The sequence below is a fragment of the Micromonospora chokoriensis genome, assembly GCF_000718555.1.
GTDB classification, from domain to species: domain Bacteria; phylum Actinomycetota; class Actinomycetes; order Mycobacteriales; family Micromonosporaceae; genus Micromonospora; species Micromonospora chokoriensis_B.
Map to the genome: position 1 here is coordinate 17,992 of NZ_JOAN01000020.1, position 24,300 is coordinate 42,291.

At 70.7% G+C, this 24,300-nt stretch carries 18 protein-coding genes; 14 read left to right on the forward strand and 4 right to left on the reverse strand.

Translation table 11 applies throughout. From position 1 onward, the window contains the following. Positions 1 to 61 precede the first annotated feature (61 nt). Positions 62 to 2,323, reverse strand: a complete 2,262-nt coding sequence (locus IF46_RS0124550; RefSeq protein WP_030490738.1) for a catalase — start codon at positions 2,321 to 2,323, stop codon at positions 62 to 64. Positions 2,324 to 2,507: 184 nt separating this feature from the next. Here IF46_RS0124550 and IF46_RS0124555 point away from each other — a divergent pair, with 184 nt between their 5' ends. The 10 genes from IF46_RS0124555 (at position 2,508) to IF46_RS0124605 (ending at position 13,936) form a co-directional block, all read left to right on the forward strand. Next, positions 2,508 to 3,407 carry an alpha/beta hydrolase family protein gene (locus tag IF46_RS0124555; RefSeq protein ID WP_030490739.1) on the forward strand — a complete coding sequence of 300 codons (900 nt, stop codon included), beginning with the start codon at positions 2,508 to 2,510 and terminating at the stop codon, positions 3,405 to 3,407. Positions 3,408 to 3,545: 138 nt separating this feature from the next. Beyond that, a complete protein-coding gene (locus tag IF46_RS0124560) occupies positions 3,546 to 4,334 on the forward strand; it encodes an ABC transporter ATP-binding protein (RefSeq protein ID WP_051724143.1) in 789 nt (262 codons plus the stop codon). Beyond that, on the forward strand, positions 4,331 to 5,053 hold the full coding sequence (locus IF46_RS0124565; protein ID WP_030490741.1) for an ABC transporter ATP-binding protein: 723 nt from the start codon (positions 4,331 to 4,333) through the stop codon (positions 5,051 to 5,053). Before IF46_RS0124560 ends, IF46_RS0124565 begins: the two co-directional genes overlap by 4 nt. Before the next feature lie 31 nt (positions 5,054 to 5,084). After that, entirely contained in the window at positions 5,085 to 5,963 is an 879-nt protein-coding gene (locus IF46_RS0124570; protein ID WP_030490742.1) for a branched-chain amino acid ABC transporter permease, read from the forward strand. Beyond that, entirely contained in the window at positions 5,960 to 7,057 is a 1,098-nt protein-coding gene (locus IF46_RS0124575; RefSeq protein ID WP_030490743.1) for a branched-chain amino acid ABC transporter permease, read from the forward strand. The genes IF46_RS0124570 and IF46_RS0124575 overlap by 4 nt, the downstream gene beginning before the upstream one ends. Before the next feature lie 83 nt (positions 7,058 to 7,140). After that, the gene (locus tag IF46_RS0124580) at positions 7,141 to 8,427 is read left to right on the forward strand and encodes an ABC transporter substrate-binding protein (protein WP_030490744.1); all 1,287 of its coding nucleotides are present in this window, start codon (positions 7,141 to 7,143) and stop codon (positions 8,425 to 8,427) included. 333 nt (positions 8,428 to 8,760) lie between these two features. Continuing rightward, entirely contained in the window at positions 8,761 to 9,372 is a 612-nt protein-coding gene (locus tag IF46_RS0124590; RefSeq protein WP_030490745.1) for a TetR/AcrR family transcriptional regulator, read from the forward strand. A gap of 64 nt (positions 9,373 to 9,436) precedes the next feature. Next, positions 9,437 to 12,259, forward strand: coding sequence for a LuxR C-terminal-related transcriptional regulator (locus tag IF46_RS0124595; protein ID WP_051724144.1), 2,823 nt, complete (start codon positions 9,437 to 9,439; stop codon positions 12,257 to 12,259). 46 nt (positions 12,260 to 12,305) lie between these two features. Beyond that, entirely contained in the window at positions 12,306 to 13,454 is a 1,149-nt protein-coding gene (locus tag IF46_RS0124600; RefSeq protein ID WP_030490747.1) for an acyl-CoA dehydrogenase family protein, read from the forward strand. 17 nt (positions 13,455 to 13,471) lie between these two features. Further along, complete coding sequence (locus tag IF46_RS0124605) at positions 13,472 to 13,936, forward strand: MaoC family dehydratase (protein WP_030490748.1); 465 nt, start codon at positions 13,472 to 13,474, stop codon at positions 13,934 to 13,936. Positions 13,937 to 14,471: 535 nt separating this feature from the next. On the opposite strand, the gene IF46_RS0124610 is transcribed toward IF46_RS0124605, so the two are convergent. From IF46_RS0124610 to IF46_RS0124620, 3 genes are all read right to left on the reverse strand, one after another. Further along, on the reverse strand, positions 14,472 to 15,497 hold the full coding sequence (locus IF46_RS0124610; RefSeq protein WP_036393131.1) for a cellulose binding domain-containing protein: 1,026 nt from the start codon (positions 15,495 to 15,497) through the stop codon (positions 14,472 to 14,474). Positions 15,498 to 15,888: 391 nt separating this feature from the next. Next, entirely contained in the window at positions 15,889 to 16,887 is a 999-nt protein-coding gene (locus IF46_RS0124615) for an acetylxylan esterase (RefSeq protein ID WP_030490750.1), read from the reverse strand. A 22-nt stretch (positions 16,888 to 16,909) separates the two neighbouring features. After that, complete coding sequence (locus IF46_RS0124620; protein WP_030490751.1) at positions 16,910 to 17,947, reverse strand: LacI family DNA-binding transcriptional regulator; 1,038 nt, start codon at positions 17,945 to 17,947, stop codon at positions 16,910 to 16,912. 316 nt (positions 17,948 to 18,263) lie between these two features. On the opposite strand from IF46_RS0124620, the gene IF46_RS0124625 reads away from it, so the two are divergent. Genes IF46_RS0124625 through IF46_RS0124640 form a run of 4 tightly spaced genes read left to right on the forward strand, consistent with a single transcriptional unit; the run spans position 18,264 to position 24,224 of the window. Continuing rightward, complete coding sequence (locus tag IF46_RS0124625) at positions 18,264 to 20,627, forward strand: glycoside hydrolase family 3 N-terminal domain-containing protein (RefSeq protein ID WP_030490752.1); 2,364 nt, start codon at positions 18,264 to 18,266, stop codon at positions 20,625 to 20,627. An 11-nt stretch (positions 20,628 to 20,638) separates the two neighbouring features. Beyond that, complete coding sequence (locus IF46_RS0124630; protein WP_030490753.1) at positions 20,639 to 21,628, forward strand: ABC transporter permease; 990 nt, start codon at positions 20,639 to 20,641, stop codon at positions 21,626 to 21,628. Then, complete coding sequence (locus IF46_RS0124635) at positions 21,625 to 22,536, forward strand: carbohydrate ABC transporter permease (protein ID WP_232234152.1); 912 nt, start codon at positions 21,625 to 21,627, stop codon at positions 22,534 to 22,536. Before IF46_RS0124630 ends, IF46_RS0124635 begins: the two co-directional genes overlap by 4 nt. Positions 22,537 to 22,586: 50 nt before the next feature. Beyond that, positions 22,587 to 24,224: an extracellular solute-binding protein gene (locus IF46_RS0124640; RefSeq protein ID WP_030490755.1), complete on the forward strand. Its 1,638-nt coding sequence runs from the start codon at positions 22,587 to 22,589 to the stop codon at positions 24,222 to 24,224. The last annotated feature ends 76 nt before the right edge of the window (positions 24,225 to 24,300 follow it).

The window sequence follows — 24,300 nt, forward strand, 5'->3', positions numbered from 1 at the left end:
TCCAGTGATCGAGGGGCTGTCCTCCATGGCGTCCAGGACAGCCCCTCGATGCTCAGCTGTGTCAGGCGACCGAGGCGGGGAACCGTTCCCACACCCGGTGCGCGGCCAGCAACTGCTGCACCGCCGTCAGAGCCTCGGCGCCTGAGCCCGCCGCCACGACGCCCGGGGTGCCGGCGACGCCGACCTGCTCCAGCACGGTGACGCCGGCTCCCCAGGCGCCGATCGCCTTGGCGTGCCGCCAGCACTCCTCGACGAGCAGCCGTACGCGCGGATCCACCGCGGCCGGACCCGGCTTGCCCGCCTTGTCGTCGCGGCCAGGTAGGGCGTCCGGTGCGGGTGCTGGCGCTCCGGCCAGCAGGATCGCGTCGAACTCGACCGACCGGCCGGTGGCGAACGTGCGCTGCACCGGCAGGTCCGCCACCGTGCCGCCGTGCGGGGCGATCAGCAGCGGCACCATGCCGGCCTCGAAGACGGCCCGGCGGACCTCGTCGATCGCGTCCAGGTCGCCGTCCGGGTCGACGACGATCCCGATCGTGCGACCGTCACTCGGCCACTCCCGACCGACCTGCGACAGCGCCGGGCTGGGTGTGGCGTCGACCAGCGGCACGGTCGGCTGCGGTGCGGGCAGGCCCAGGCCGGTGGCGACCTGCTCGCAGAGCACCGGGTCGATGTTGGCGAGGCTGCGCAGTTGACGTTCCTTGATCGCCTGGTGGTAGCACTTGCCCAGCTCGAAGGTGTACGCCCGGATGATGTGCTCCTTCTCGACCGGCGACATGCTCAGCCAGAACAGACGGACCTGGCTGTAGTGGTCGTCGAACGAGGCCGGGTTCGCCCGTACCTTCGGTGCCTGCGCCACGGTGACCGGCACGTCGAGGAACGCGTGCTCGGGGTCCCCGGCCGGGGAGGGGTTGCCGCCGTCGAGCGAGTTCGGTCGGTACGGCGCGACGCCCGCGTGCACGGCCTGCTGGTGGAAGCCGTCGCGCAGCATGTCGTTCACGGCGGCGTGCGGGCGGTTGATCGGGATCTGCGAGAAGTTGGGCCCACCCAGGCGGGTGAGCTGCGTGTCGACGTACGAGAAGAGTCGGCCCTGCAACAGCGGGTCGTTCGTGACGTCGATGCCCGGCGGGAGGTGGCCGAGGTGGAAGGCGACCTGTTCGGTCTCGGCGAAGAAGTTCGTCGGCGTCCGGTTGAGCACCAGCTTCCCAATGGGCTGCACCTCGGCCAGCTCCTCCGGCACGATCTTCGTCGGGTCGAGCAGGTCGATCCCGTCGAAGGTCTCCTCGGGGGTGTCCGGGAAGACCTGGATGCCCAGCTCCCACTCGGGGTACGCGCCGGCCTCGATGGCGTCGTAGAGGTCGCGGCGGTGGAAGTCCGGGTCCATGCCGCTGAGTAGCTGAGCCTCCTCCCAGGTCAGCGAGTGCACGCCCAGCTTCGGCTTCCAGTGGAACTTGGCCAGCACCGTCTCCCCGGCCTCGTTCACGAGGCGGAAGGTGTGCACGCCGAAGCCCTCCATCGTCCGGTACGACCGCGGGATGCCCCGGTCGGACATGTTCCAGATGGTGTGGTGCTGCGCCTCGGTGTGCAGCGACACGAAGTCCCAGAAGGTGTCGTGGGCGCTCTGCGCCTGCGGGATCTCCCGGTCGGGGTGCGGCTTGGCGGCGTGGATGATGTCCGGGAACTTGATCGCGTCCTGGATGAAGAAGACCGGCATGTTGTTGCCGACCAGGTCGAAGGTGCCCTCGTCGGTGTAGAACTTGGTGGCGAAGCCACGGGTGTCGCGGACCGTGTCGGCCGAACCCCGCGAACCGAGCACCGTGGAGAACCGCACGAAGACCTCGGTCTCGCGTCCCTTCTTGAGGAAGCCGGCCCTGGTGACCGCCTCGGCGGTGCCGTACGCGGTGAAGACACCGTGCGCGCCGGCGCCTCGGGCGTGCACCACCCGCTCCGGAATGCGTTCGTGGTCGAAATGCGTGATCTTCTCGCGCAGGTGGTGGTCCTGCAGCAGCACCGGGCCGCGCGGGCCGGCCTTGAGTGAGTGGTCGGTGTCGCGCAGCCGTGCCCCGTTCGCGGTCGTGAGGTAGGCCCCCTGCTGACCGTTCGCGGTTGTCGGCGCGCCGGTCTGGGCACCGGTCGGCGTGCGGGTCTGCGGTGCCCCCTGTTCCGGCTTCGGCGGCAGTGGGTCGTGCGGCGTCGTCGGCTCCTCGAGTGGCGGTGGCGCGCTCCCCGGCGCACCGGGGACGTCCGGGGTGAGGGCATCGGCGATCTTTCCTGAGGCGGTCTTCACGACGTTCTTGACCGCCTCGGCGGGCTTGCTGGAATCCACTGAATGAACCTCTCCATGGCGCGTGTGCGGGCCGGCGCCTGCCCTGCTACCCCAGGTCAGAGGGTCGAAACACAACTCGCCTCGCCATCCTCGGCAGGGACTGGTGATTTCGCCGATGCCAGGATCGGCGAGGCGGCCAAAACTGACACACGTCGATATCCCTCGACTTTAGGGAGTGCCCGACGTGTCCTCACCAACCACCACCAGTCCCCGTTCCGTCGCAGCCCGTGCCACCCGGTTCGCGCTGGCCGCCGTCCTGGCCGCCGGTGGCGTCCTGGCCGGATCGTCCGGCGCCGCGCAGGCCGCCGGCCCCTACGAGCGGGGCCCGGCCCCGACCACCGCGATCCTGGAGGCCAGTCGCGGCCCGTTCGCCACGGCCTCGCAGAACGTCTCCTCGCTGAGCGTCACCGGCTTCGGCGGCGGCGTCATCTACTACCCGACCAGCACCAGCGAGGGAACCTTCGGGGCCATCGCCATCTCGCCCGGTTACACCGCCGCCTGGTCCAGCATCAGTTGGCTCGGGCCGCGCATCGCCTCGCACGGCTTCGTGGTGATCGGCATCGAGACCAACAGCCGGCTCGACCAGCCGGACAGCCGGGGCCGGCAGTTGCTCGCCGCGCTGGACTACCTCACCGAGCGAAGCTCGGTGCGCACCCGGATCGACAGCAGTCGACTCGCGGTGGCCGGCCACTCCATGGGTGGCGGTGGCAGCCTGGAGGCGGCCTCGGCCCGGCCCTCGTTGCAGGCCGCGGTGCCGCTGGCACCGTGGAACCTGGACAAGAGCTGGTCCGAGCTGCGGGTGCCGACGCTGATCGTCGGCGGTGAGAGCGACACCGTCGCGCCGGTCGCGTCGCACTCGGTGCCGTTCTACAACAGCATCCCGGCCTCTGCCGAGAAGGCGTACCTGGAGCTGAACGGGGCGAGTCACTTCTTCCCGCAGACGACGAACACGCCGACCGCACGGCAGATGGTGGCCTGGCTGAAGCGGTTCGTCGACGACGACACCCGCTACGAGCAGTTCCTCTGCCCCGGCCCGAGCGGCTCGCAGATCGAGGAGTACCGCAACACCTGCCCCAGCGCCTGACGGCGGTTCGCGGGGGGCGGTCGCCGCTGGCGGCCGCCCCATCCGCAGGTGGAAGCGGGCATTGAAGGTCTTGACGGGATTCCCGAGAAACGTACACTGCGAGTGTAAATAACACCCGCCACGACAGGGGGATGGGTGATGGAGCGCGGCCTCGAACTGCACCACATCGGCGTCCGTTTCGGCGGCCTCACCGCCCTCGACGACGTCTCCCTGCGGGTGCCACCCAACCGGGTGGTGGGCGTGATCGGGCCCAACGGCGCCGGCAAGACCACGCTCTTCAACGTGATCTGCGGATTCGTCGCACCGGAGTCGGGCTCGCTCACCCTCGACGGTCGGCCACTGCGGCCACGCCCGCACCGGCTGACTCGGCTCGGCATCGCCCGGACCCTGCAGGGCACCGGGCTCTTCGCCGGGCTGAGCGTGCTGGAGAACGTGATGACCGGCGCCTCGCACACCGCCCGCGCGGGCTTCGTCCCGGCGCTGCTCGGGCTGCCGGCCAGCGACCGCGACGAGCGCCGGCTCCGTCGGCACGCCCTGGCCATCCTCGACGACCTGGGCATCGTCGAACACGCCGAGGCCGCGCCGACCACACTGCCCTTCGCTGTACGCCAGCGGGTCGCCCTGGCCCGCGCGCTCGCCGCCCGGCCCCGGCTGCTCCTGCTCGACGAACCGGCCGGGGGCCTCGGCGCCGACGACATCGCCGAGCTGGCGGAGCTGGTCCGACAACTGCCTCGGCGGGACACCGACCCCTGCGCCGTGCTCCTGGTCGAGCACCACATGGACCTGGTGATGGCCGTCTGCGACGAGCTCGTGGTGCTCGACTTCGGCCGGGTCATCGCCGCCGGCACCCCGGACGAGATCCGCGACGACCCGGCGGTCACCGACGCGTACCTCGGTGCCACCGTCGAGGAAGAGGTTTCCCCATGACCGCGACCGACCTGCTCGTCGTGCGGGGGCTGGTGGCCGGTTACGGTGCCGCGCCGGTGCTGCGGGCCATCGACCTCACCGTCCCGGCCGGCACGATCGCGGCGGTCGTCGGTGCCAACGGCGCCGGCAAGACCACCCTGCTGCGCGCGCTCTCCGGCATGATCCGCCCGGCCGCCGGCCAGGTCCTCCTCGCCGGGGAGGACCTGCGGGGTACGCCGGTGGAGCAGCTCGTCCGACGCGGCATGGCGCACGTCCCGGAGGGTCGGGGCGTGATCAGCGAGCTGACCGTCGACGAGAACCTGCGCCTCGGCGGGCTGTGGCGACGCGACCGGGCCGACGCGGGGCGGGCCCTGGACGAGGTCTACCAGCTCTTCGAGCCACTGGCCCGACGCCGCCGGCACCTCGGCCACCAGCTCTCCGGCGGTGAGCGGCAGATGCTCGCGCTCGGCCGGGCCCTGGTCGGCCGACCCCGTCTGCTGCTCCTGGACGAGCCGTCGCTGGGCCTGGCGCCACGGGTGGTCGCCCGGACCATGGCGCTGCTGCGTCAACTGCGTGACCGCACCGGCCTGACCGTCCTGCTGGTCGAGCAGAACGTGCGCAGCGCGCTCGCCGTCGCCGACCAGGGCGTGGTGATGTCCCTCGGTCGGGTGGTGATCGCCGCCCCGGCGGTGCAGCTGCGCGACGACGTCGACCTGCGCCACGCGTACCTCGGTTTCTGACCACCACCTCGTCCCCCCGGAGGGAGGACTGTTGGACCGCTTCGTCTTCCTCACCGTCGACGGCCTGTCCCGCGGCGCGGTGTACGCAGCGTTCGCGCTGGCCCTGGTGCTCATCTGGCGGGCGGCGCGGGTCGTCAACTTCGCCCAGGGGGCGATGGCCGTCGCCGCCGCGTACGTCGCCTTCACCGTCAGCACCGCGACCGGCTCCTACTGGCTGGGTTTCGTTGTCGCGATCGTCGCCGGTCTGCTGCTCGGCGCGCTCGTCGACCGCGTCGTGATGCGGCACGTCGACCACGCCTCACCGCTCAACCCCGTGATCGTCGCGCTCGGGCTGGTGCTGCTGATCCAGGCCGTGCTCGGCATGGTGTACGGCAACGAGTTCCGCCCCGCCGAGGCGCCGTTGCGCCGGTCCGCCCTCACCGTGGGCGGGTTCGCCGTGCTGTCGCCGTACGACCTGTTCGTCTTCGCCACGATCGGGGTGGTGGTCAGCGGCCTGGCCTGGCTTTTCGCGCGTACCCCGGTGGGGTTGCGGATGCGCGCGGCGGCCTTCGCGCCGGAGGTCTCCCGCCTGCTCGGGGTAAACGTCGGTGGCATGTTGACCCTCGGCTGGGCGCTCGCCTCCGGGGTGGGCGCACTGGCCGCCATGCTGGTCCTGCCGACCGAGTTGGGTCTGCACCCGCACGCGATGGACCTGGTGTTCGTCTCGGCGTTCACCGCGGCGGTGGTCGGTGGGCTGGACAGTCCACCGGGGGCGGTGGTCGGCGGCCTGGTGGTGGGGTTGCTGCTCTCCTACGTGAGCGGCTACGCCGGCAGTGACCTCACCCCGCTCGCGGTGTTGGTCCTGCTGCTGGCGGTGCTGCTGGTGCGGCCCGGCGGGCTCTTCGCCCCGGTCGTGGCGAGGCGGGTGTGAGCGCCACGAGGGCGGCCCTGCCGCCGAGACACCAGCTCGCCGAGGCGGGCCGACCGGTTGACCGGCCACGCGGCTCCACCCTGCTGCGTCACCTCGCGGTGGTGCTGGCCGCCGGGTTGCTGCTGGTGGCGGTCAGCTATGCCGTCGAGCCGTTCCGCAACTTCCAGCTGGCCACCGTGGCCGCCTATCTCTGCGCGACCGCCGGGCTGACCGTCCTCACCGGGCTCAACGGTCAACTGTCGCTCGGGCACGGTGCCCTGATGGCCACCGGGGCGTACACGGTGGCGTTGTGCCAGAACGCGTTCGCCGACCGGGGGATGACCGGCGGTTGGCTGTTGGTGCTCTCGCTGGGTGCGGCGATCGTCAGCACGGTCGCGGTCGGCGCGGTGGTGGGTGTGGCAGCGGCCCGGCTGCGTGGTCCCTACCTGGCCGGGGTCACCCTCGCGGTGGCCGTGGTCGTGCCGGCGTTGGCGGTCACCTTCGACGGGGTGTTCAACGGCGAGCAGGGTCTGTCGGTGCCCGTGGAGCCGCCGCCGCTGGCGCTCGGCCCGTACTTCCCCTACGAGCGGTGGCAGCTCTGGCTCACCGGCGCGGCCACCCTGCTCGCCCTGCTGTTGTTGGCGAACCTGATCCGCAGCCGGTACGGGCGTACCTTCCGGGCGGTCCGCGACGACGAGGTGGCGGCCCGCCTCGCCGGCATCCACGTGGCCCGTACCCAGGTTCTCGCGTTCGTGGTCAGCGCCGCCACCGCCGGGCTCGGTGGCGCGTTGCTGGCGGTGCTCGCGCTGAGCGTCTCCCCCGGGGCGTTCTCGCTGACCCTGTCGCTGTTCCTGCTGATGGCCGTGGTGATCGGCGGTCTCGGCCGGCTCGCCGGCGCGCTGTGGGGGGCGATCCTGTTGGTCGCCCTGCCCGACCTCACCCACTCCGTGACCGAGCTGTTCACGCTATCGCCCGCAGTCGCGCAGCGGCTGGAGGGAAATCTGCCGCTGGCGATCTTCGGGGTCACCCTGATCGTCGTCATGATCGCCGCACCCGGCGGCGTGCAGGGTCTGTTGTCCCGCCTTGGTCGGCGCCTGCGGGCCCGGCGTTCCTGAGCTGTCCCCAGCCCGGCTCCGGCCGGGCGCCCCACCACCACACCGTTCCCTGACAACCGGACCGAGAAAGGTCGGTGTTCTCCATGCGCCGTTTGGCACAACGTGGTCTCGCGATCGCCAGCACCATCGCCCTGTTGGCCGCCGCCGCTGGTTGCAGCGGTGACAACGGGTCCGGTCCCGGCGGCGCATCGGTGCCGGGCGTCACCGACACCGAGATCACCGTCGGCACCCACATGCCGCTCACCGGGCCGGCCTCGGCCGGCTACTCCAAGATCGCCCCGGCGACGAAGGCGTACTTCGACTACGTCAACGCCAACGGCGGCGTGCACGGCCGGAAGATCACCTACAAGATCATGGACGACGGCTACAACCCGGCCAACACCCAGCAGGTGGTCCGTCAACTCGTCCTGCAGGACAAGGTCTTCGCCGTCCTCAACGGCCTGGGCACGCCGACACACACCGGGGTGCTCGACTTCCTCAAGAGCAACCGGGTGCCTGATCTCTTCGTCGCCTCCGGCAGCCGCAGCTGGGACCAACCAGACAAGTATCCGGGCACCTTCGGGTTCAACCCGGACTACACGATCGAGGGCAAGATCCTCGCCAACTACGCGAAGCGGGACCTGGCCGGCCAGAAGGTCTGCTTCCTCGGCCAGGACGACGACTTCGGCCGCGACAGCCTGGCCGGCGTGGAGAAGGTGCTCGGTGCCGCGGCGGTGGCGGTCAAGCAGACGTACGTCACCAGCAACACCAACGTGGCGCCGCAGATCGGCGCGTTCAAGGCGGCCGGTTGCCAGGTCGTCATGCTCGCCACCGTGCCCGGCTTCACCGCGCTCTCCATCGGCACCGCCGCACGGCTGGGCTTCAAGCCGCAGTGGCTGGTCTCCAACGTCGGCGCCGACCACCCCACCCTGGCCAAGCAGCTCGGCGCTGCCGCGCCGCTGCTGGAGGGCATGGTCGGCACCAACTACCTGCCGATGCAGAACGACACCGCGAACCCGTGGATCCAGCTCTTCACGAAGGTCAACAAGGAGCACAACGGGGACGCGCCGTTCGACGGCAACACCGTCTACGGCATGTCGGTCGGTTACCTCTTCGTGCAGGTGCTGCTCGCCGCCGGCAAGGACCTCACCCGGGAGAAGGTGCTGGGCGCCGTGCAGAAGGGCGGCTTCCAGGGCCCTGGTCTGGCACCGCTGCGGTTCTCCGCCACGGACCACTCCGGGTACGGCGGGCAGCGGCTGTCCCGGGTGACCGGGGGAGTGCAGAGCTACTTCGGCCCGACGTACGAGACCGACGAGGCGGACGGGTCGGTCAACGAGTACACCGCCGCACCGGCCGCACCGCCGGCGAACGGGGTGCCGACCGTCTCCTGACGGCAGGCACACCCGACGTCCGACCGGGCCTGGTCTCGCCTGACCACGCCCGGTCGGACGGCTGCGCGTGGGTTGGCGGGGTGGCCGGCCCGGCCGATCGTCCGAGCGTTGACCGACACCGATCAGCACTCCTACTATCTGCACCGTGAATGCATATTCGGGCCGGCTCGCCGCCCGACGACGCCACCTGGGTCATCGTCTGCGACGGCGGCACCGCGCCGACCGGCCGGGCCGACCGGCCGCGTCGGCCCAGCGTCCGGAGCTGCTGATCATCGCCTGTCTAGACTCGGCGGTGCGGCGGGGGACGCCATGGCGGTGAGGGGGCGGGGGCGGATGGACGGGGTCGAGGTCGTGGGCCGGGTCGACGGGCGCACCGCCCGTGCCGAGCGCACCCGTGCGGCCATCGTCGAGGCGCACCTCGCGCTCATCTCCGAGGGTGACCTCCGCCCGACCGGGGAGCGCATCGCCGAACGGGCGGGCATCTCGCTGCGGACGCTCTGGACCAACTTCAAGGACATGGAGACGCTCTTCGAGGCGAGCGGTGCCGAGGTACTTCGCCAGCAGGACGCCGCCTACCGGCCGATCTCACCCGGGCTGCCGCTGGTGAAGCGCGTCGACGCGTACTGCCGGCAGCGCGCTCGGCTGCTCCAGCTCATCGCACCGTCGGCGCGGGCCGCCCAGATGCGGGAGCCGGTCTCCGAGCAGCTGCACCGCAACCGTCTCAAACACATCGACCGGGTCCGCGACGAGGTCGAGGAGCTCTTCGCCGTCGAGCTGGGCGAGGCCGGTCAGGGGCGGGAGCAGTTGCTCAACGCACTGGTGGCGGCGAGCACGTGGCAGGCCTGGTCGATGCTGCGCTACGGGCTCGGTCTGGGCGTGGATCAGGCCCGCGCGGTGATGTCCCGGACCGTGGGCGCCCTGTTGGCCGAGGTCGCGCCCGACTGATTCCGGCCCGGCCCGATATCGCACCCTCTTTCCATTCGGTTTCTGATGGGTAACACTGGCTGTCATGGTTACTGCATCAGGAGTGCAACTAACCGTGCTGCGTGGCCGGGATGACGAGTGCCGGGCGGTCCGAAGCCTGCTGGACGGCATGACCACCGCCGCCGGTGCCCTGCTGATGCGCGGAGAGCCCGGATCGGGCCGGACGGCGCTTCTCGGCTACGCCCACCGACACGCCAAGGGCTGCGCCGTGCTCGCCGGGAGCGGGCTCGCCGAGGAAGCCGACCTGCCGTACGCCGGCCTGCAACGCCTGGTCGACCCGGTACGCGACCGGGTCGCCGCCCTGCCGAACGAGCAACGCTTGCTGCTGCGGCGCGCGCTGGCCGGACAGAGCTGCCCGGCCGATAAGCAACTGACGCTGTCGATGGCGGTGCTCGGGCTGCTCGCCGCCGCCACCCGGGACCAGCCGTTGCTCGTCACCATGGACGACCTCGACCGAGGTGACCCGCAGACCGCGCAGGTGCTGGCGTTCGTGGCCCGCCGACTGCGGCACCTGCCGCTCGCCGTGCTGCTGACCGCGGACGTCACCGCCAACCTCGACGGGATACCGGCACACCGACTCCGAGCGCTGACCGAGAGCGAGAGCGCTGCCGTCCTCACCGATCGGCTCTCTCGGCTGACCGAGCGCGAGAGCGTCGACCGGCTCCCCGAGCAGCCCGCCGCGTCGGCCCTGACCGCGTTGGCCGCGATCGGCGGCGGCAACCCGCAGGCCCTGGTGGACCTCGCCGAGGTGCTCACCGCAGGGCAGTGGCGTGGTGAGGAGCCGCTGCCCGCCGCACCACCGGCGGACGGGGCGCTGGGCCGCGCGTACCGCGCTCGGCTGGACCGGCTGCCACCGGAGACCCGCCGGGTGCTGTTGCTCGCCGCGCTCGACGAGGACGGCGAGCCGGGCACCCTGATCCGGGCCGCTGGGGCCGCCGGCACCGAGGTCGAGGCGCTCGCCCCGGCGGAGGTCGCCGGCCTGGTCCGCGTCGAGCAACGAGGTGTCACCTTCCCGCAGCCGTTGGTGCGCACGATGATCGCGGCCAGCGCGCCGCTCGCGGAGCGCCGCGCGGCGCACCGACTGCTCGCTGAGGTGCTGGTAGGGGACGGGCAGCGGCTGCGCCGGGCGATGCACCTCGCCGCCGCGACGGCGGGCGCTGATCCGGTCCTCGCCGCCGAGCTGGAACAGGCGGCCGTCGGCGGCGCAGGCGGCTGGGCTGCCGCCTCGGTGGCCCTGCGGTGGGCCGCCGAGCTGAGTGATCATCCGAAGCTGACCGCCACCCGCCTGTTGACCGCCGCCCGCTACGCCTGGGTCGGAGGTCAGCCCGACGTGGCCCGGCTGCTGCTCGACCGCCTCCGCGCGGTCTGCGCCGACCCGGTTGTCCGGGGGCGTGCCGACCTGCTCCGCGGTGAGCTGGAGCTGCGCTGCGGCACCGCGTCCAGCGCGTCGGTCACGCTGCTGGACGCCGCCGCGGCGGTGCACGGCGCCGACCGTGCCCTGGCCTTGGCCGGGCTGGTACGGGCCGGCGAGGCGGTCTGCTTCGCCGGCGACCAGTACCGCTACGCCGAGGTCGGCCGGCGGGCGCTGGCGTTGCGACGTCCGAGCGACCCGCCGGCCCTGGAGCTGATGAGCTGCCTGATCACCGGGGTGGCGGCGACCCTGCGGGGCGACCACGAGCGAGCCGGTCCCGTGCTGCGCCGCGCCGTCGTGCTGGGCGGCCGGCTGACCGGCCCGGCGCTGACCCCCACCGCGCTCACCTGCGCTGCGGCGGCCGGACTGCTGGTGGCCGTGGACGGCGCGGCCCACCGACTCGCCGAGCGCGCCGTCGGGCTGGCCCGCGAGCGGGGCGAGCTGTCCAAGCTGTCCCGGGCGTTGGAGCTGCGGGCGATCGCCGAGTACTGGTTGGGTCGACACGAGACAGCGGCGCAGACGTCCCGCGACGGGCTGCGCGTCGCCCGCGCCACCGGTCAGGTCAACTGCGCCAACGTCCATCTGGGCATGCTCGCCGTCCTCGCCGCGATCCGGGCCGACCGGGACACCAGCCTGCGGCGGATCCGTGAGATCGGCGAATCGCCGACGCCGGGCAGCCGCCCGCACGCGCTCGCCGCGTGGGCCCTGGCGGTGCTCGACCTGGTCGACGGCCGGCACGCCGAGGCCGCGGACCGGCTGGCGTCGCTGGCCCGGCTCGGCACCGGTCGCGGTCAGGTCCTCGTGCAGGTGATGGCCACCCCCTACCTGGTGGAGGCGGCGGCGCACCTGGCGCACCGACCGGCGGCGACGGCCGCGCTCGCCGTATTCGACAGGTGGGCCAGCAGCACCGCGAGCCCGCTGCGCCGGGCCCTGTCCGCGCGATGCCACGCGCTGCTCGCCCCCCGGGGCGGCGCCGAGGCGGAGCGCGACTTCCAGGCGGCGCTGCGGCTGCACCCGACCGAGGCCGGCACGTTCGAGCGGGCCCGCACCGAGTTGCTCTTCGGCCAGGAGTTGCGGCGTAGTCGACGCCCACGTGACGCGCGGACGCACCTGCACCAGGCCCGTGAGATGTTCAGCCTGCTCGGGGTGGAGTGCTGGGCCGAGCAGGCCACCACGGAGCTGCGGGCGGCCGGGGAGTCGATCGGTCCGCCGGACCTGCCCGCCGCGCGGCTGTTGACCGGCCAGCAACTGCGGATCGCCGAGCTGGTCGCCGAGGGCGCCACCAACCGGGAGATCGCCGCCCGGATGTTCCTCTCCACCCGTACGGTCGACCACCATCTGCGCAACGTGTTCCACCGGCTGGGCATCCGGTCGCGTACCGAGTTGGCCCGCGCGTTCGCCACCGAACGGCACGTCGGTCTGGCCTCCGACCGGTGACCATCCGGTCTGGACGGCGTAAACTATCACCGCTAGTTTGAGCGCCATGGACCTCACTCTCTCCGCCGAACAGGCGGCGGTCCGCCAGCTGGCCGCCGAGTTCGCCGACCGCGAGCTGCTGCCGCACGCGGCCGCCTGGGATCGCCGCGAGTCGGTCGACCCCGCCATCGTCGGCATGCTCGGTGACCTGGGTTTCCTGGGGCTGACCATCGCCGAGGCCGACGGCGGGTCCGGCGGCGACCACCTCGCGTACTGCCTGGTCCTGGAAGAGCTCGGCCGGGGCGACTCCGCCGTGCGCGGCATCGTCTCGGTCTCACTCGGCCTGGTCGCCAAGTCGATCGCCGCGCACGGGAGCGCGGACCAGCGGGCCGAGTGGCTGCCTCGGCTCTGCTCGGGCAGCGCGCTCGGCTGCTTCGCGCTGACCGAACCGGACAGCGGCTCGGACGCGGCCGCACTGCGCACCCGTGCCGTTCGCGACGGCGGCGACTGGCTGCTCACCGGCACGAAGACGTTCATCACCAACGGCACCACCGCCGACGTCGCGTTGGTCTTCGCCCGCACCGGCGGCCCCGGGCACCGGGGAATCAGCGCGTTCCTGGTGCCCACCGCCAGCCCCGGGCTGACCCGCCGGGAGATCCACGGCAAGCTCGGCCTGCGCGGTCAGGCCACCGGCGAGCTGAGCTTCGACGAGGTGCGCGTGCCCGACACGGCCCGCCTCGGTGCCGAGGGCGCCGGGTTCCGGCTGGCCCTGGGCACCCTCGCCAAGGGCCGGATGTCGGTGGCCGCCGGGTGCGTCGGCATCGCCCAGGGCTGCCTCGACGCGGCGGTCGGTTACGCCGGGCAGCGGACCCAGTTCGGCAAACCGATCGCCGGGCACCAGCTCGTCCAACAACTGCTCGCCGCCATCGCGGTGGACACCGCCGCCGCCCGGCTGCTGGTCTGGCAGGTGGCCGACCTGATCGACCGCGACCAGCCGTTCGCCACCGAGGCGTCGATGGCCAAACTCTTCGCCAGCGAGGCCGCCGTCCGCGCGGCCAACAACGCGGTCCAGGTGTTCGGTGGGTACGGCTACATCGATGAGTACCCGGTCGGCAAGTACCTGCGCGACGCCCGGGTAGCCACCCTCTACGAGGGCACCAGTCAGATCCAGCAACTCCTCATCGGACGCGCGCTCACCGGCGTCAACGCCTTCTAGCTGTAGGGAGACCTGGCATGAGAGTCTTCGCCTCGTTCGAGGAGTTGGCCGCCGCGACCGGCGAGAGCATCGGGCCCGGTCCGTGGCAACGCATCGAGCAGAGCCGCGTCGACCTCTTCGCCGACGCCACCGACGACCACCAGTGGATCCATCTCGACCCGGTCCGAGCCGCGGCGGGCCCGTTCGGCGCGACGATCGCGCACGGCTACCTCACCCTGTCGCTGTTGCCGGCGTTGGCGGGCCGGCTCTATCGGGTCGAGGGGGTGGCGATGGGGGTCAACTACGGGCTGAACCGGGTGCGTTTCCCCGCCCCGGTCCGGGTTGGCGCCGCCGTACGCGCCACCGCCACCATCGCCGAGGTGTCGCCGGTGAGCGGCGGTGTGCAACTGGTCGTGGCGGTCACCGTGGAGAGCGACAGCGGCGGCAAGCCGGTCTGCGTGGCCGAGACGGTGAGCCGGCTCTACCGCGGCGTGCAGCAGTAACCGCGGCGTTGTCAGGGTGGGTAGGGTCCGAGAGAAGTTCCGGAAAGTGCGATGCGCTGCTGTCCCCGTGAACTTGCCCGGCTGACGCGGCAGGGCCTCGTCGCTGCCTGTGATGGGCTGCTACCTGGGCAGCCGGGTCCGGCCATGTCTGCCGGAGCGGACCAGGTCTCGTAAACCTTCCGGAAATTATTGCTCGTCGATCAGTGGCGCTGACATACTCCACATCCATCGGAGTCGACGGTCGGCAATCGGCAACGCCGCAGGCTGAGGGCGGCGACGGATCCCGTCGCCGCCCCGCTCCGTCCGGTTTGCGGGATCAGCGGGTGGCGGTGCGGCCCGGGTCCAAGAGCCCGCGGGTGCGACGACGTGCACACCGGCGCCGGCCCTGCGGTGGTGAGCGCCCGCCAGGGGTCGGCGATGGCGGGCGCTCACCGTCCAGCGCCGCGTCATCCGCGGTTCGCCTCTTGCTGGACGGTCTGTGCCGGCCCGAGCGCGGTGCCGAGCGGGTGGGGCCCGGCACCGCCCTCGGGTGGTGTCAGGCGACCGCGCAGGTGGTGCCGTTGAGAGTGAACGCGGACGGGCGGCCGGTGTTCCCCGTGTGGGTTGCCTGGAAGCCGATGTCGACCGAGGTGTTCGGCGCGATCGTCGCGTTGTAGGAGACGTTGCGGGCGGTCACCGCTGCGTTCGACGAAGCGTAGGTGGCGTTCCAACCGCTGGTGATGCTCTGCCCAGCCGGCAGGGTGAACGCCAGTGCCCAGCCGTTGACCGGCGTGCTGCTCGTGTTGGTCACCGAGACCGACGCGGTGAAGCCGCTGTTCCAGGCGTTGACGGTGTACGCGACGCGGCAGTCACCGGACGGCGAGGGCGTGGTGGGCGGGGGCGTGGTCGGTGGGGGCGTGGTCGGAGTCGTGTCGCCCCCGATGCTGCCGGGCACCGTACGCAGAGCGGCGTACCAGGCGTCGGCCATCTTGCGGTAGCCCGTGGCGTTCGGGTGCACACCGTCGGCCAGGTCGCTGAGCGTCAGGGCCCGGTACATGTCGACCAGATGTACGCGCTTGCCGGCGGCGGCCCTGCTCTGCACGATTCCGGGGATCGCGTTGTTGTAGCCACGGACCTGATTATCCGCACCGGACTTCGGGATGATCGTCGCGACGAACACGTCCGCGTTCGGGGCGGTGTTGGTGATCCGGTCGACGAGCGTGGCCAGTCGGGACGGGGCTCCGGACGTGTCGCCGTACATGTCGTTGGTGCCGATGTGCAGCAGCACGGTCCGCGGATTAGTGGCCCGCAACCAGTTGACCACGTTGGCGTCGATCTGGGCGATCGTCCAGCCGGAGTGCCCCTGGTGGTCGTGGTCGCCGAGGCTGGCGGGCCCGTTGAACTGGGAACCGACGAAGTCGATCCGGTAGCCACCGGACGTGAACCGCTGCCACAACTCGTTCCGGTAACCGCCGGGGACGTTGAAGCCGTCGGTGATCGAGTCGCCGAGCGGCATCACGCGTACCCCGCCGTTGGACTCCGCGCTCGCGGGGGTGGTCGCGATCGGTACGGCGGCGACCATGGCGGCGACGGCGGCCAGGGCCGTCCACAATCGGTGAGCCCGCCAGGGCCTCGACGTCGTCACGCTGGCGGTCGGTGCGAGAGGGGCAGGTTGGACGAGCGTTGGACTGCGCATCGGACTTCCTCTGGTGGGGGTGCGCGACATCAGCGGCCACCGACGAGAGGGCTGCCGCCATGACGCGGTACGCGGAGGTGGGTTGCGCGCAACGACCAAGAACCCGGACGTCTTCACTGGTGGTCGTGGCGCTGAAGGTGGCACTGGCCATCGAGGCTTGGCCGCGACGGGCCGATGAGCCGTGGCGGAAGTGTGCCCTGCACTCGCCGGACGCACCATAGCGTGTTATCGCTAACACCGGCAACAGATCGCGGTCCATATCAAGGATCGAGCACGATCATGCGGGAGCCGGGTGGAGCACCGAGTCCAGCCAGCGCAGCTGACGTCGGACGTGGATCGCTTCGCCACCCTCGTGGCCGTTGAACGGGTAGACGTGCATCTCCCGCTCTGGTGGGACGGGTCGCCCGTTCGAGGCCCCGTAATGGTTGTAGGCGGCGAAGGCGGTTCGCGGTGGGCAGACGGTGTCGCGTTGGCCGACTCCGAAATGCGCCGGCGCCGTCGCGCGCCGCGCGAAACTGACTCCGTCGACATAGGACAGCGTGCGCCACACCGCCTCTTCGGCCTCCCGGTGCACGGCCAGGTATCGGGCGATCTCGCCGTAGGGCGCTAGGTCGGTGAGCGCAACGGTTCGGCGCATGTCGCAGAGGAAAGGGGCGGTGGTCAGCACCGCGCTGAGGTCGTCGACGAGACCGGCAACAGCCAGGGCGATGCCGCCGCCCTGGCTGTTGCCGACCACGGTGACCCGGTCACCCTCGACGCCCGGCAGGGCGCGGACCGCGTCGACCGCCCGGACCGCGTCGGTGATCAGGCGGCGGTAGTGGTAGTCACCCGGGTCGAGGATCCCCCAGGTGACTGGCGTAGGGCCGCCGGGAGCGCCGTGCGGGTCGGGGGTGTCCCCGGCCCCGTGCTGCCCCGCCTGGCCCCGGTTGTCCATCAGCAGGTGCGCGTACCCGGCCGTCGGCCAGGTCAGCCGTTCGTGGGGCAGACCACGGCCGCGGCCGTATCCGGCGTACTCGATGACGGCCGGCAGCGGCTCTCGAACCCCAGCCGGGCGGGTGTACCAGGCGCGCACCCTCTCACCGCCGAAGCCGGCGAACGTGACGTCCCAGGAGTCGAGCAGCCGCAGGTCGGTGGGCTCCGGACGGACGTCGACGAGCACCGGCACGCTGGACGCCTCGGCGAGCGTGTCCCGCCAGAACGCGTCGAAGTCGTCGGGCTCGGCCACCTCGGGGGCGTACCGCTGGAGTTCGTCGAAGGTGAAGGCGGAGTGGGGCACGGGTCCTCGCAGGGGGCCGGGGTCAGTGCGGATTGGCGGGAGGCGCGGTGCTCTCCCGGACGACCAGTTCGGTCACCAGGTCGATCCGGCTGGTCGCCGGCTCGTTGCCCCTGGTCAGGTCGAGCAACATCTGGGTGGCGATGCCGGCCATGTCACGCAACGGCTGGTTGATCGTGGTGAGGGCCGGGTCGGTCCAGGCGGAGACCGGCAGGTTGTCGTACCCGATCACCGAAAGGTCCTCGGGCACTCGGAGGCCGCACTGGCGGGCGGCCCGGAGCACCCCCATGGCCTGGGTGTCCGACCCGGCGAAGATCGCCGTCGGGCGGTCAGGTCGCTGGAGCAGTTGCAGCCCGTGAACGTGCCCGGCCCCGGCGGAGAAGCTGCCGTAGCGGATCAGCTCGCGGTCGACCGCGATCCCGGCTTCGTCGTGGGCCGACTGGAAGCCGGCGGCGCGGGCGCGGCTGCACAGCACATCGGGTGGCCCAGAGATGATGGCGATCCGCCGGTGCCCCAGCTCCAACAGGTGCCGGGCGGCGAGTAGACCGCCGTTCCAGTTGTTCGACCCGACGGTGGGCACTGAGGCTGAGGTCGCGCTGTCGGTGTCGACCACGACGAACGGTATGCCCTGTCGCCGCAGGTGCTGCTGTTGGGCCTCGGCTAGATGGGACAGGACGAACACCACGCCCAGTGGGCGGTCGGCGAGAAGCGCCTCCAGCCATCGCGCTGGCGGGCGGTGCGCGCCGTCGAGTTGGGTGATCGACAACCCGATGCCGGCCGCGGAGGTCACCGCCTCGACGCCCTTCAGGATCTCCATCGCCCAACCCGTGTCGAGCTCGTGGAACACGAGGTCGACACGGCCGCTGCTGGTCGGGTGTCGCCGAGCGCGGCGCTGGTACTGGTGGCGGTCGAGGCTCGCCTCCACGCGCGCTCTGGTGCTGGGCGCCACATCGCCGCGTCCGTTGAGGACCTTGGACACGGTCGCGACGGAGACGCCGACATCGTTGGCGATGGTCGCGATGGTGGTGGAGGCGGGTGGGTCGAGCGGGCGGTGCTCTGTCATCGCAGCCTCATACAGCATCCGAAAGTTTCGGGCGACCTTAACACGATCAGACATTCACGCTAGTTGGTGTCGCAGTCAGGCCGCCCGTTCGCGGGTCATTGCGCGGCTGATCGGCAACTGAGCGCCGATGGCGGAGTCACCGTGTGCAGGGAACAACCGCTGGTAGTCCGAATGAGACTCTTGACACACATCGATGCGGCACTTAGGTTGCCGAAAAGGTTGCGCAGGTTTCCGGAAAGTTTCGGATCGTGAGAAACGTCCGCCACGGAACTGATTCCGCGACGCGGGGATGTGGCTGGAGCTAAGGGGTCAAGGCATGAGAAGTCAGTTGCCCGGGGACAGCGGCGCCGCGCCGTGGCGCGATCAGCGGCTGTCGCCGACCGAGCGGGCCGAGGCGCTCCTGCCGAAGATGTCCCTGGAGGAGAAGGTCGCCCAGCTCTTCGGGGTCTGGGTCGGCGCCGAGGCCAGCGGCGAGGGCGTCGCACCGCACCAGTCGGACATGATCAGCGAGCTGCCGCCGTGGAGCACGGTCATCCAGTACGGGTTGGGCCAGCTCACCCGCCCGTTCGGCACCGCCCCGGTCGACCCGGTGCTCGGCGCCCGGTCGCTGGCGGCCTCGCAGGCACAGATCGTGGCCGCCAGTCGGTTCGGTATCCCGGCGCAGGTGCACGAGGAGTGCCTCACCGGGTTCGCGGCGTGGCGGGCCACCGTCTACCCGACCCCGCTCAGCTGGGGTGCGTCCTTCGACCCCGAACTGGTCGAGGCGATGGCCGACCGGATCGGGCGGTCCATGCGCGCCGCCGGAGTGCACCAGGGTCTCGCACCGGTCCTGGACGTCACCCGCGACTACCGCTGGGGTCGCACCGAGGAGACCATCGGCGAGGACCCCTACCTGGTCGGGACGACCGGTGCCGCGTACGTGCGGGGCCTGGAGCGGGCCGGCGTGGTGGCCACGCTGAAGCACTTCGCCGGATACTCCGCCTCCCGGGGCGGACGCAACCTCGCACCGGTGCCGATGGGTCGCCGGGAGTTGGCCGACGTCATCCTGCCGCCGTTCGAGATGGCGCTGCGCCACGGCGGTGCCCGCTCGGTGATGAACTCCTACGCCGAGATCGACGGCCTGCCCGTCGCCGCTGACCACGGGTTGCTGACCGGGCTGCTGCGCGACGAGTGGGGCTTCACCGGCACCGTGGTGGCCGACTACTTCTCCGTTCGCTTCCTGCAGACCCTGCACGGTGTGGCCGCGGGCGCTGCCGACGCGGCCCGGCTCGCCCTGCGGGCCGGCATCGACGTCGAGTTGCCCACTGTGGACACCTTCGGTGAGCCGCTGGTGGCGGCGGTGCGCAGCGGCGAGGTCGACGAGGCGCTGATCGACAGCGCGCTACGTCGGGTGCTGATCCAGAAGATCGAGATCGGTCTGCTCGACGAGGGCTGGCAGGCGCTGCCCGGGGACGTGGCGTCCCTGCGCTTCGACGACGAGGCCAGCCAGGACGTCGCCGTACGCCTGGCTCGCGAGTCCGTCGTCCTGGTGCGCAACACCGGCGTCCTCCCGCTGCCCGGTGTCGGCCGGGTCGCCCTGGTCGGGCCGGTCGCCGACGACCCGATGGCCATGCTCGGCTGCTATTCGTTCCCGAACCACGTGGGCGTGCACCACAGCGATGCCGGGCTCGGCCTGGACATCCCCTCACTGCGCGACGAGTTGGCCCGCCGCGTCCCGATGCTCACCCACGAGCCGGGCTGCGCCATCACCGGCGACGACACCTCGGGTTTCCCGGCCGCGGTCGCCGCGGCAGCCGCCGCCGACGTGTGCGTGCTGGCCGTCGGTGACCGGGCGGGCATGTTCGGCCGGGGCACCTCCGGTGAGGGCTGCGACGCCGCCGACCTGCGGCTACCCGGCGTGCAGGCCGACCTCGTCCGTGCCGTCCTCGCCACCGGCACCCCGGTCGTCCTGGTGTTGATGACTGGTCGCCCCTACGCGCTCGGCCCGGAGTTCGACCGCGCGGCAGCCGTGGTGCAGGCGTTCTTCCTCGGCCAACTCGGCGGGCAGGCGCTCGCCGAGGTGCTCACCGGCGCGGTCAACCCCTCCGGGCGGTTGCCGGTCAGCATTCCCCGCGATGCCGGCGGAATGCCGAGCACCTACCTCGCGCCGCCGCTCGGCCGGCGCAACAAGGTCTCCTCGATCGACCCGACCCCGGCGTACCCGTTCGGCCACGGGCTGAGCTACACCACCTTCGAGTGGTCCGACGCGATGGTGGTCGAGCCGCGCGACGAACCGGCTACCTGGCCGGTCGACGGTGAGGTGCGGGTGCGCGTGACGGTCGCCAACACCGGTGACCGGGCCGGCACCGAGGTCGTGCAGCTCTACCTGCACGACCCGGTCGCCCAGACCACCCGTCCCGTGGTCCGGCTGATCGGCTACACCCGGCTGCCGTTGGAGCCTGGCGAGGTGGCGCACGTGACGTTCGGCGTACCGGCCGACGTGGCGTCGTTCATCGGGCTGTCTGGTCGGCGCATCGTCGAGCCCGGCGACGTCGAGCTGCGGTTCGGCCGATCGAGCGGCGACGTGGCGGCGAGCCTGCCGCTGCGACTGGTCGGCGCCGAGCGCCAGGTCGGCTACGAGCGGGAACTGCTCACCTCGGTGCGGGTCGAGCCCCTCGTGGCTGTCCGGCAGCCGGCATAGGAGGCCGAGGAATGACATCCACGCTGCGGCCACCGCCGCCGGCGCCACCGACGTCTCCGGCGGAGGCGGCTAACCCCGCCCCACGGTCGCCGCGACGCCGTCGCAGCTGGCGGCAGGCGCTGCGCCGGGACTGGCAGCTCTACTCCCTCGCCGTCCTGCCGTTGCTGTTCTTCCTGGTCTTCCGGTACCTGCCGATGGTCGGCAACATCATCGCCTTCCGCCGTTTCAAGCCGGGCGGCAGCATCTTCGGTGAGTACTGGGTCGGGCTGCGGTACTTCCGGATGTTCCTCACCGACCCGACGTTCTGGGAGGTGTTCACCAACACCATCGTGCTCGGGACACTGACCCTGCTGTTCTGTTTCCCGCTGCCGATCGTGCTGGCGCTGCTGCTCAACGAGGTCCGGGCCCGCCGCTTCAAGAGGTTCGTCCAGTCCGTCTCCTACCTGCCGCACTTCCTGTCGATCGTGATCGTGGCGGCGATGGTCATGCAGCTCACCTCGATCGACGGCACGGCCAACCAACTCGTCCGGCTGTTCGGTGGGGACGCGGTGGCGTTCCTGCAACAACCGGAGTGGTTTCGCACCATCTACGTCTCGTCCGAGGTCTGGCAGACCGTCGGTTGGGGCACGATCCTCTACCTTGCAGCCCTCACCACAATCGACGAGGACCTGTACGAGGCAGCCCGGATCGACGGCGCCAGCCGGCTCCGGCAGACCTGGCACGTCACGTTGCCGGGCATCCGGCCGACGATGGTGACGCTGCTGATCCTCAACATCGGCAGCTTCCTGGCGGTCGGGTTCGAGAAGATCCTGCTGCTCTACAACCCGCTGACCTACCCGACCGCGGACGTGGTCTCCACCTACCTGTTCCGGATGGGCTTCCAGTCCAGCAACTTCAGCTACGCCGCCGCCATCGGCCTCTTCGAGGCGGTGATCGGGCTGATCCTCGTCCTGTCGGCGAACGTCATCTCCCGTCGCACGGTGGGGACGAGCCTGTGGTGACCCTCGGTACGAAGATCGACGCCCCGAAGACGCGCGGGCCGGTGGACAGCCGGGGTTATCGGATCTTCCGAATCGTCAACACTGTCGTCCTGCTCGGCGTCGTGGTCGTGACGCTGTATCCGTTCCTCAACATCGTGGCCCGGTCACTGAGCGACGAGGCGTACATCATCGCCGGGAAGGTGAACATCGTCCCGCGTGGGTTCGACCTGACCGCGTACAAGCTGGTCATGTCCGACGCGATGTTCTGGACGAACTACCGCAACACGGTGGTGTACACGGTGGTCGCCACGCTCATCTCGATCGTGCTGACCACCTGTTACGCGTACGTGCTGTCGAAGCCACAGCTGCGAGGGCGCCCCTTGCTCATCGGTATCGCGCTGTTCACCATGTTCTTCTCCGGTGGCCTGATTCCCAACTACGTGCTGGTCACCAGCCTGGGGATGAAGAACACCATCTGGGCCGTGGTGATCCCCAACGCCATCAGCGTGTTCAACCTGCTGGTCATGAAGGCCTTCTTCGAGAGTCTGCCAGGCGAGCTGGAGGAGGCCGCGGCGGTCGACGGGCTGAACACGTACGGCATCCTGCTGCGGATCGTGCTGCCGTTGTCGAAGGCGATCATCGCCACGATGGTGCTCTTCTACGCGGTCTCCTTCTGGAACTCGTGGTTCACCGCGTTCCTCTACATGGACCGGCAGGACCTGCTGCCGGTCACCGTCTACCTGCGCAACCTCATCGCGGGTGCCACCGACGCACAGCAGTCCGGCGCCGCCGACGCCGACGTCGTGCAGGCCGCAGCGACCCTCCAGGCCGTGACGATCGTGCTCACCACCCTGCCGATCCTGGCGGTCTACCCCTTCGTCCAGCGGTACTTCGTCTCCGGCGTCATGCTCGGCGCGGTCAAGGGATGACGTCGAGCGCCACACCGCTTCCGCCAACCCCACCACCGAAAGGACGAGCCATGCTCCACAAGACGTGGCGCCGCGTGGCGATAGCCACCGCGGGTCTGCTCGCGCTGACCCTTACCACCGCCTGCTCCGAGGACCCGGCTGAGTCGACTGACCTCTCCGAGAACCGGGTCGGCGCAATGGCCGACTACAGCGTCGGCGACCAGTTCAAGGCCACCGAGGCGCTCTCGTTCTCCACCCTCTACAACAACCACACGTTCTACCCGCTCAAGGAGGACTGGCTGTTCTGGTCGGAGCTGACCAAGCGGACCAACGTCAAGATCGACCCGGTCGCCGTGCCGCTGAGCGACTACGAGCAGAAGCGCAGCCTGCTGATCGGTGCCGGGGACGCTCCACTGATCATTCCGAAGACGTACCACCCGCAGGAGGACGCGTTCGTGTCCTCCGGGGCGATCCTCCCGGTGAGCGACTACCTGGATCTGATGCCCAACCTGAAGGACAAGATCAGCAGGTGGAACCTCAAGCCGGAGATCGACAACCTGCGGCAGTCCGACGGTAAGTTCTACCTGCTGCCCGGCCTGCACGAGAAGCCGACCCAGGACTACACGGTGCTGGTGCGCACCGACATCATGCAGGAGCTCAACCTCGCCGTCCCGAAGACCTGGGACGAGCTGTACACGGTGCTCAAGGCGATGAAGGCGAAGTACCCGAACGTCTACCCGTACTCCGACCTCTTCAGCAAGCCCAACCCGACCGGCGCCCTGCTGAACCTCCTCGGCTCGGCCCACGGCACCTTCGCCGGCTGGGACTTCCAGCACGCCACCTGGGACCCGGCGGCGAAGAAGTTCAACTACACCGGCTCGTCCGAGCAGTACAAGCAGATGGTCACGTTCCTGCACAAGCTCGTCGCCGAGGGTCTGCTCGACCCGGAGAGCTTCACCCAGACCGACGACCAGGCGCGGCAGAAGCTCGCCAACGGGAAGTCGTTCGTGGTCACCGGCAACGCGCAGACCCTGGTCAACAACCACCGGCCCGACCTGGCCAAGACGCTGCCGAAGGCGAAGATGGCCAAGATCCCGTTGCCGGTCGGCCCGGCCGGAGAGATCAACCCCTTCTCCCGACTGGAGAACGGCATCATGATCTCCACGAAGGCCCGGGAGAGCAAGAACTTCGTGGCCATGATGCAGTTCATCGACTGGCTGTGGTATTCCGACGCCGGCATGGAGTTCGCTCGCTGGGGCGTCGAGGGCACCACCTTCACCAAGGACGCCTCCGGCAAGCGTGCCGTCACCGCCGACGTCGACGTCCTCGGGCTCAACCCCAAGGGCACCAAGCACCTGCAGAAGGACTTCGGCTTCTACAACGGCGTCTTCGCCTACGGCGGCACCCCCGACCTGGTCCGTGGTTTCTTCTCCCCGGAGGAGTTGGAGTTCCAGAAGGTGATGGACGCGCGCAAGCCGAGGGAGGTCCCCCCGCCGCGCCCGTTCACCGATGAGGAACGCGAGCAGGTGTCGCTCTGGGAAACCCCGCTGAAGGACTTCGTCACCCAGAACACGCTGAAGTTCGCCCTGGGGCAGCGTCCGCTCAGCGAGTGGGACGCGTACGTGGCCGAGCTGAAGGCCAAGAACTCCGAGCAGTACATCGACCTGGTCAACAAGGCGTACGAGCGGTTCCAGAAGAACAACGGCTGATCAGCGGGGTCCGGTCGGGCAGCCCGTCGCGGCCCGACCGGACCCCGGCGAGGACGGGTCAGCTACGTCCACCGGA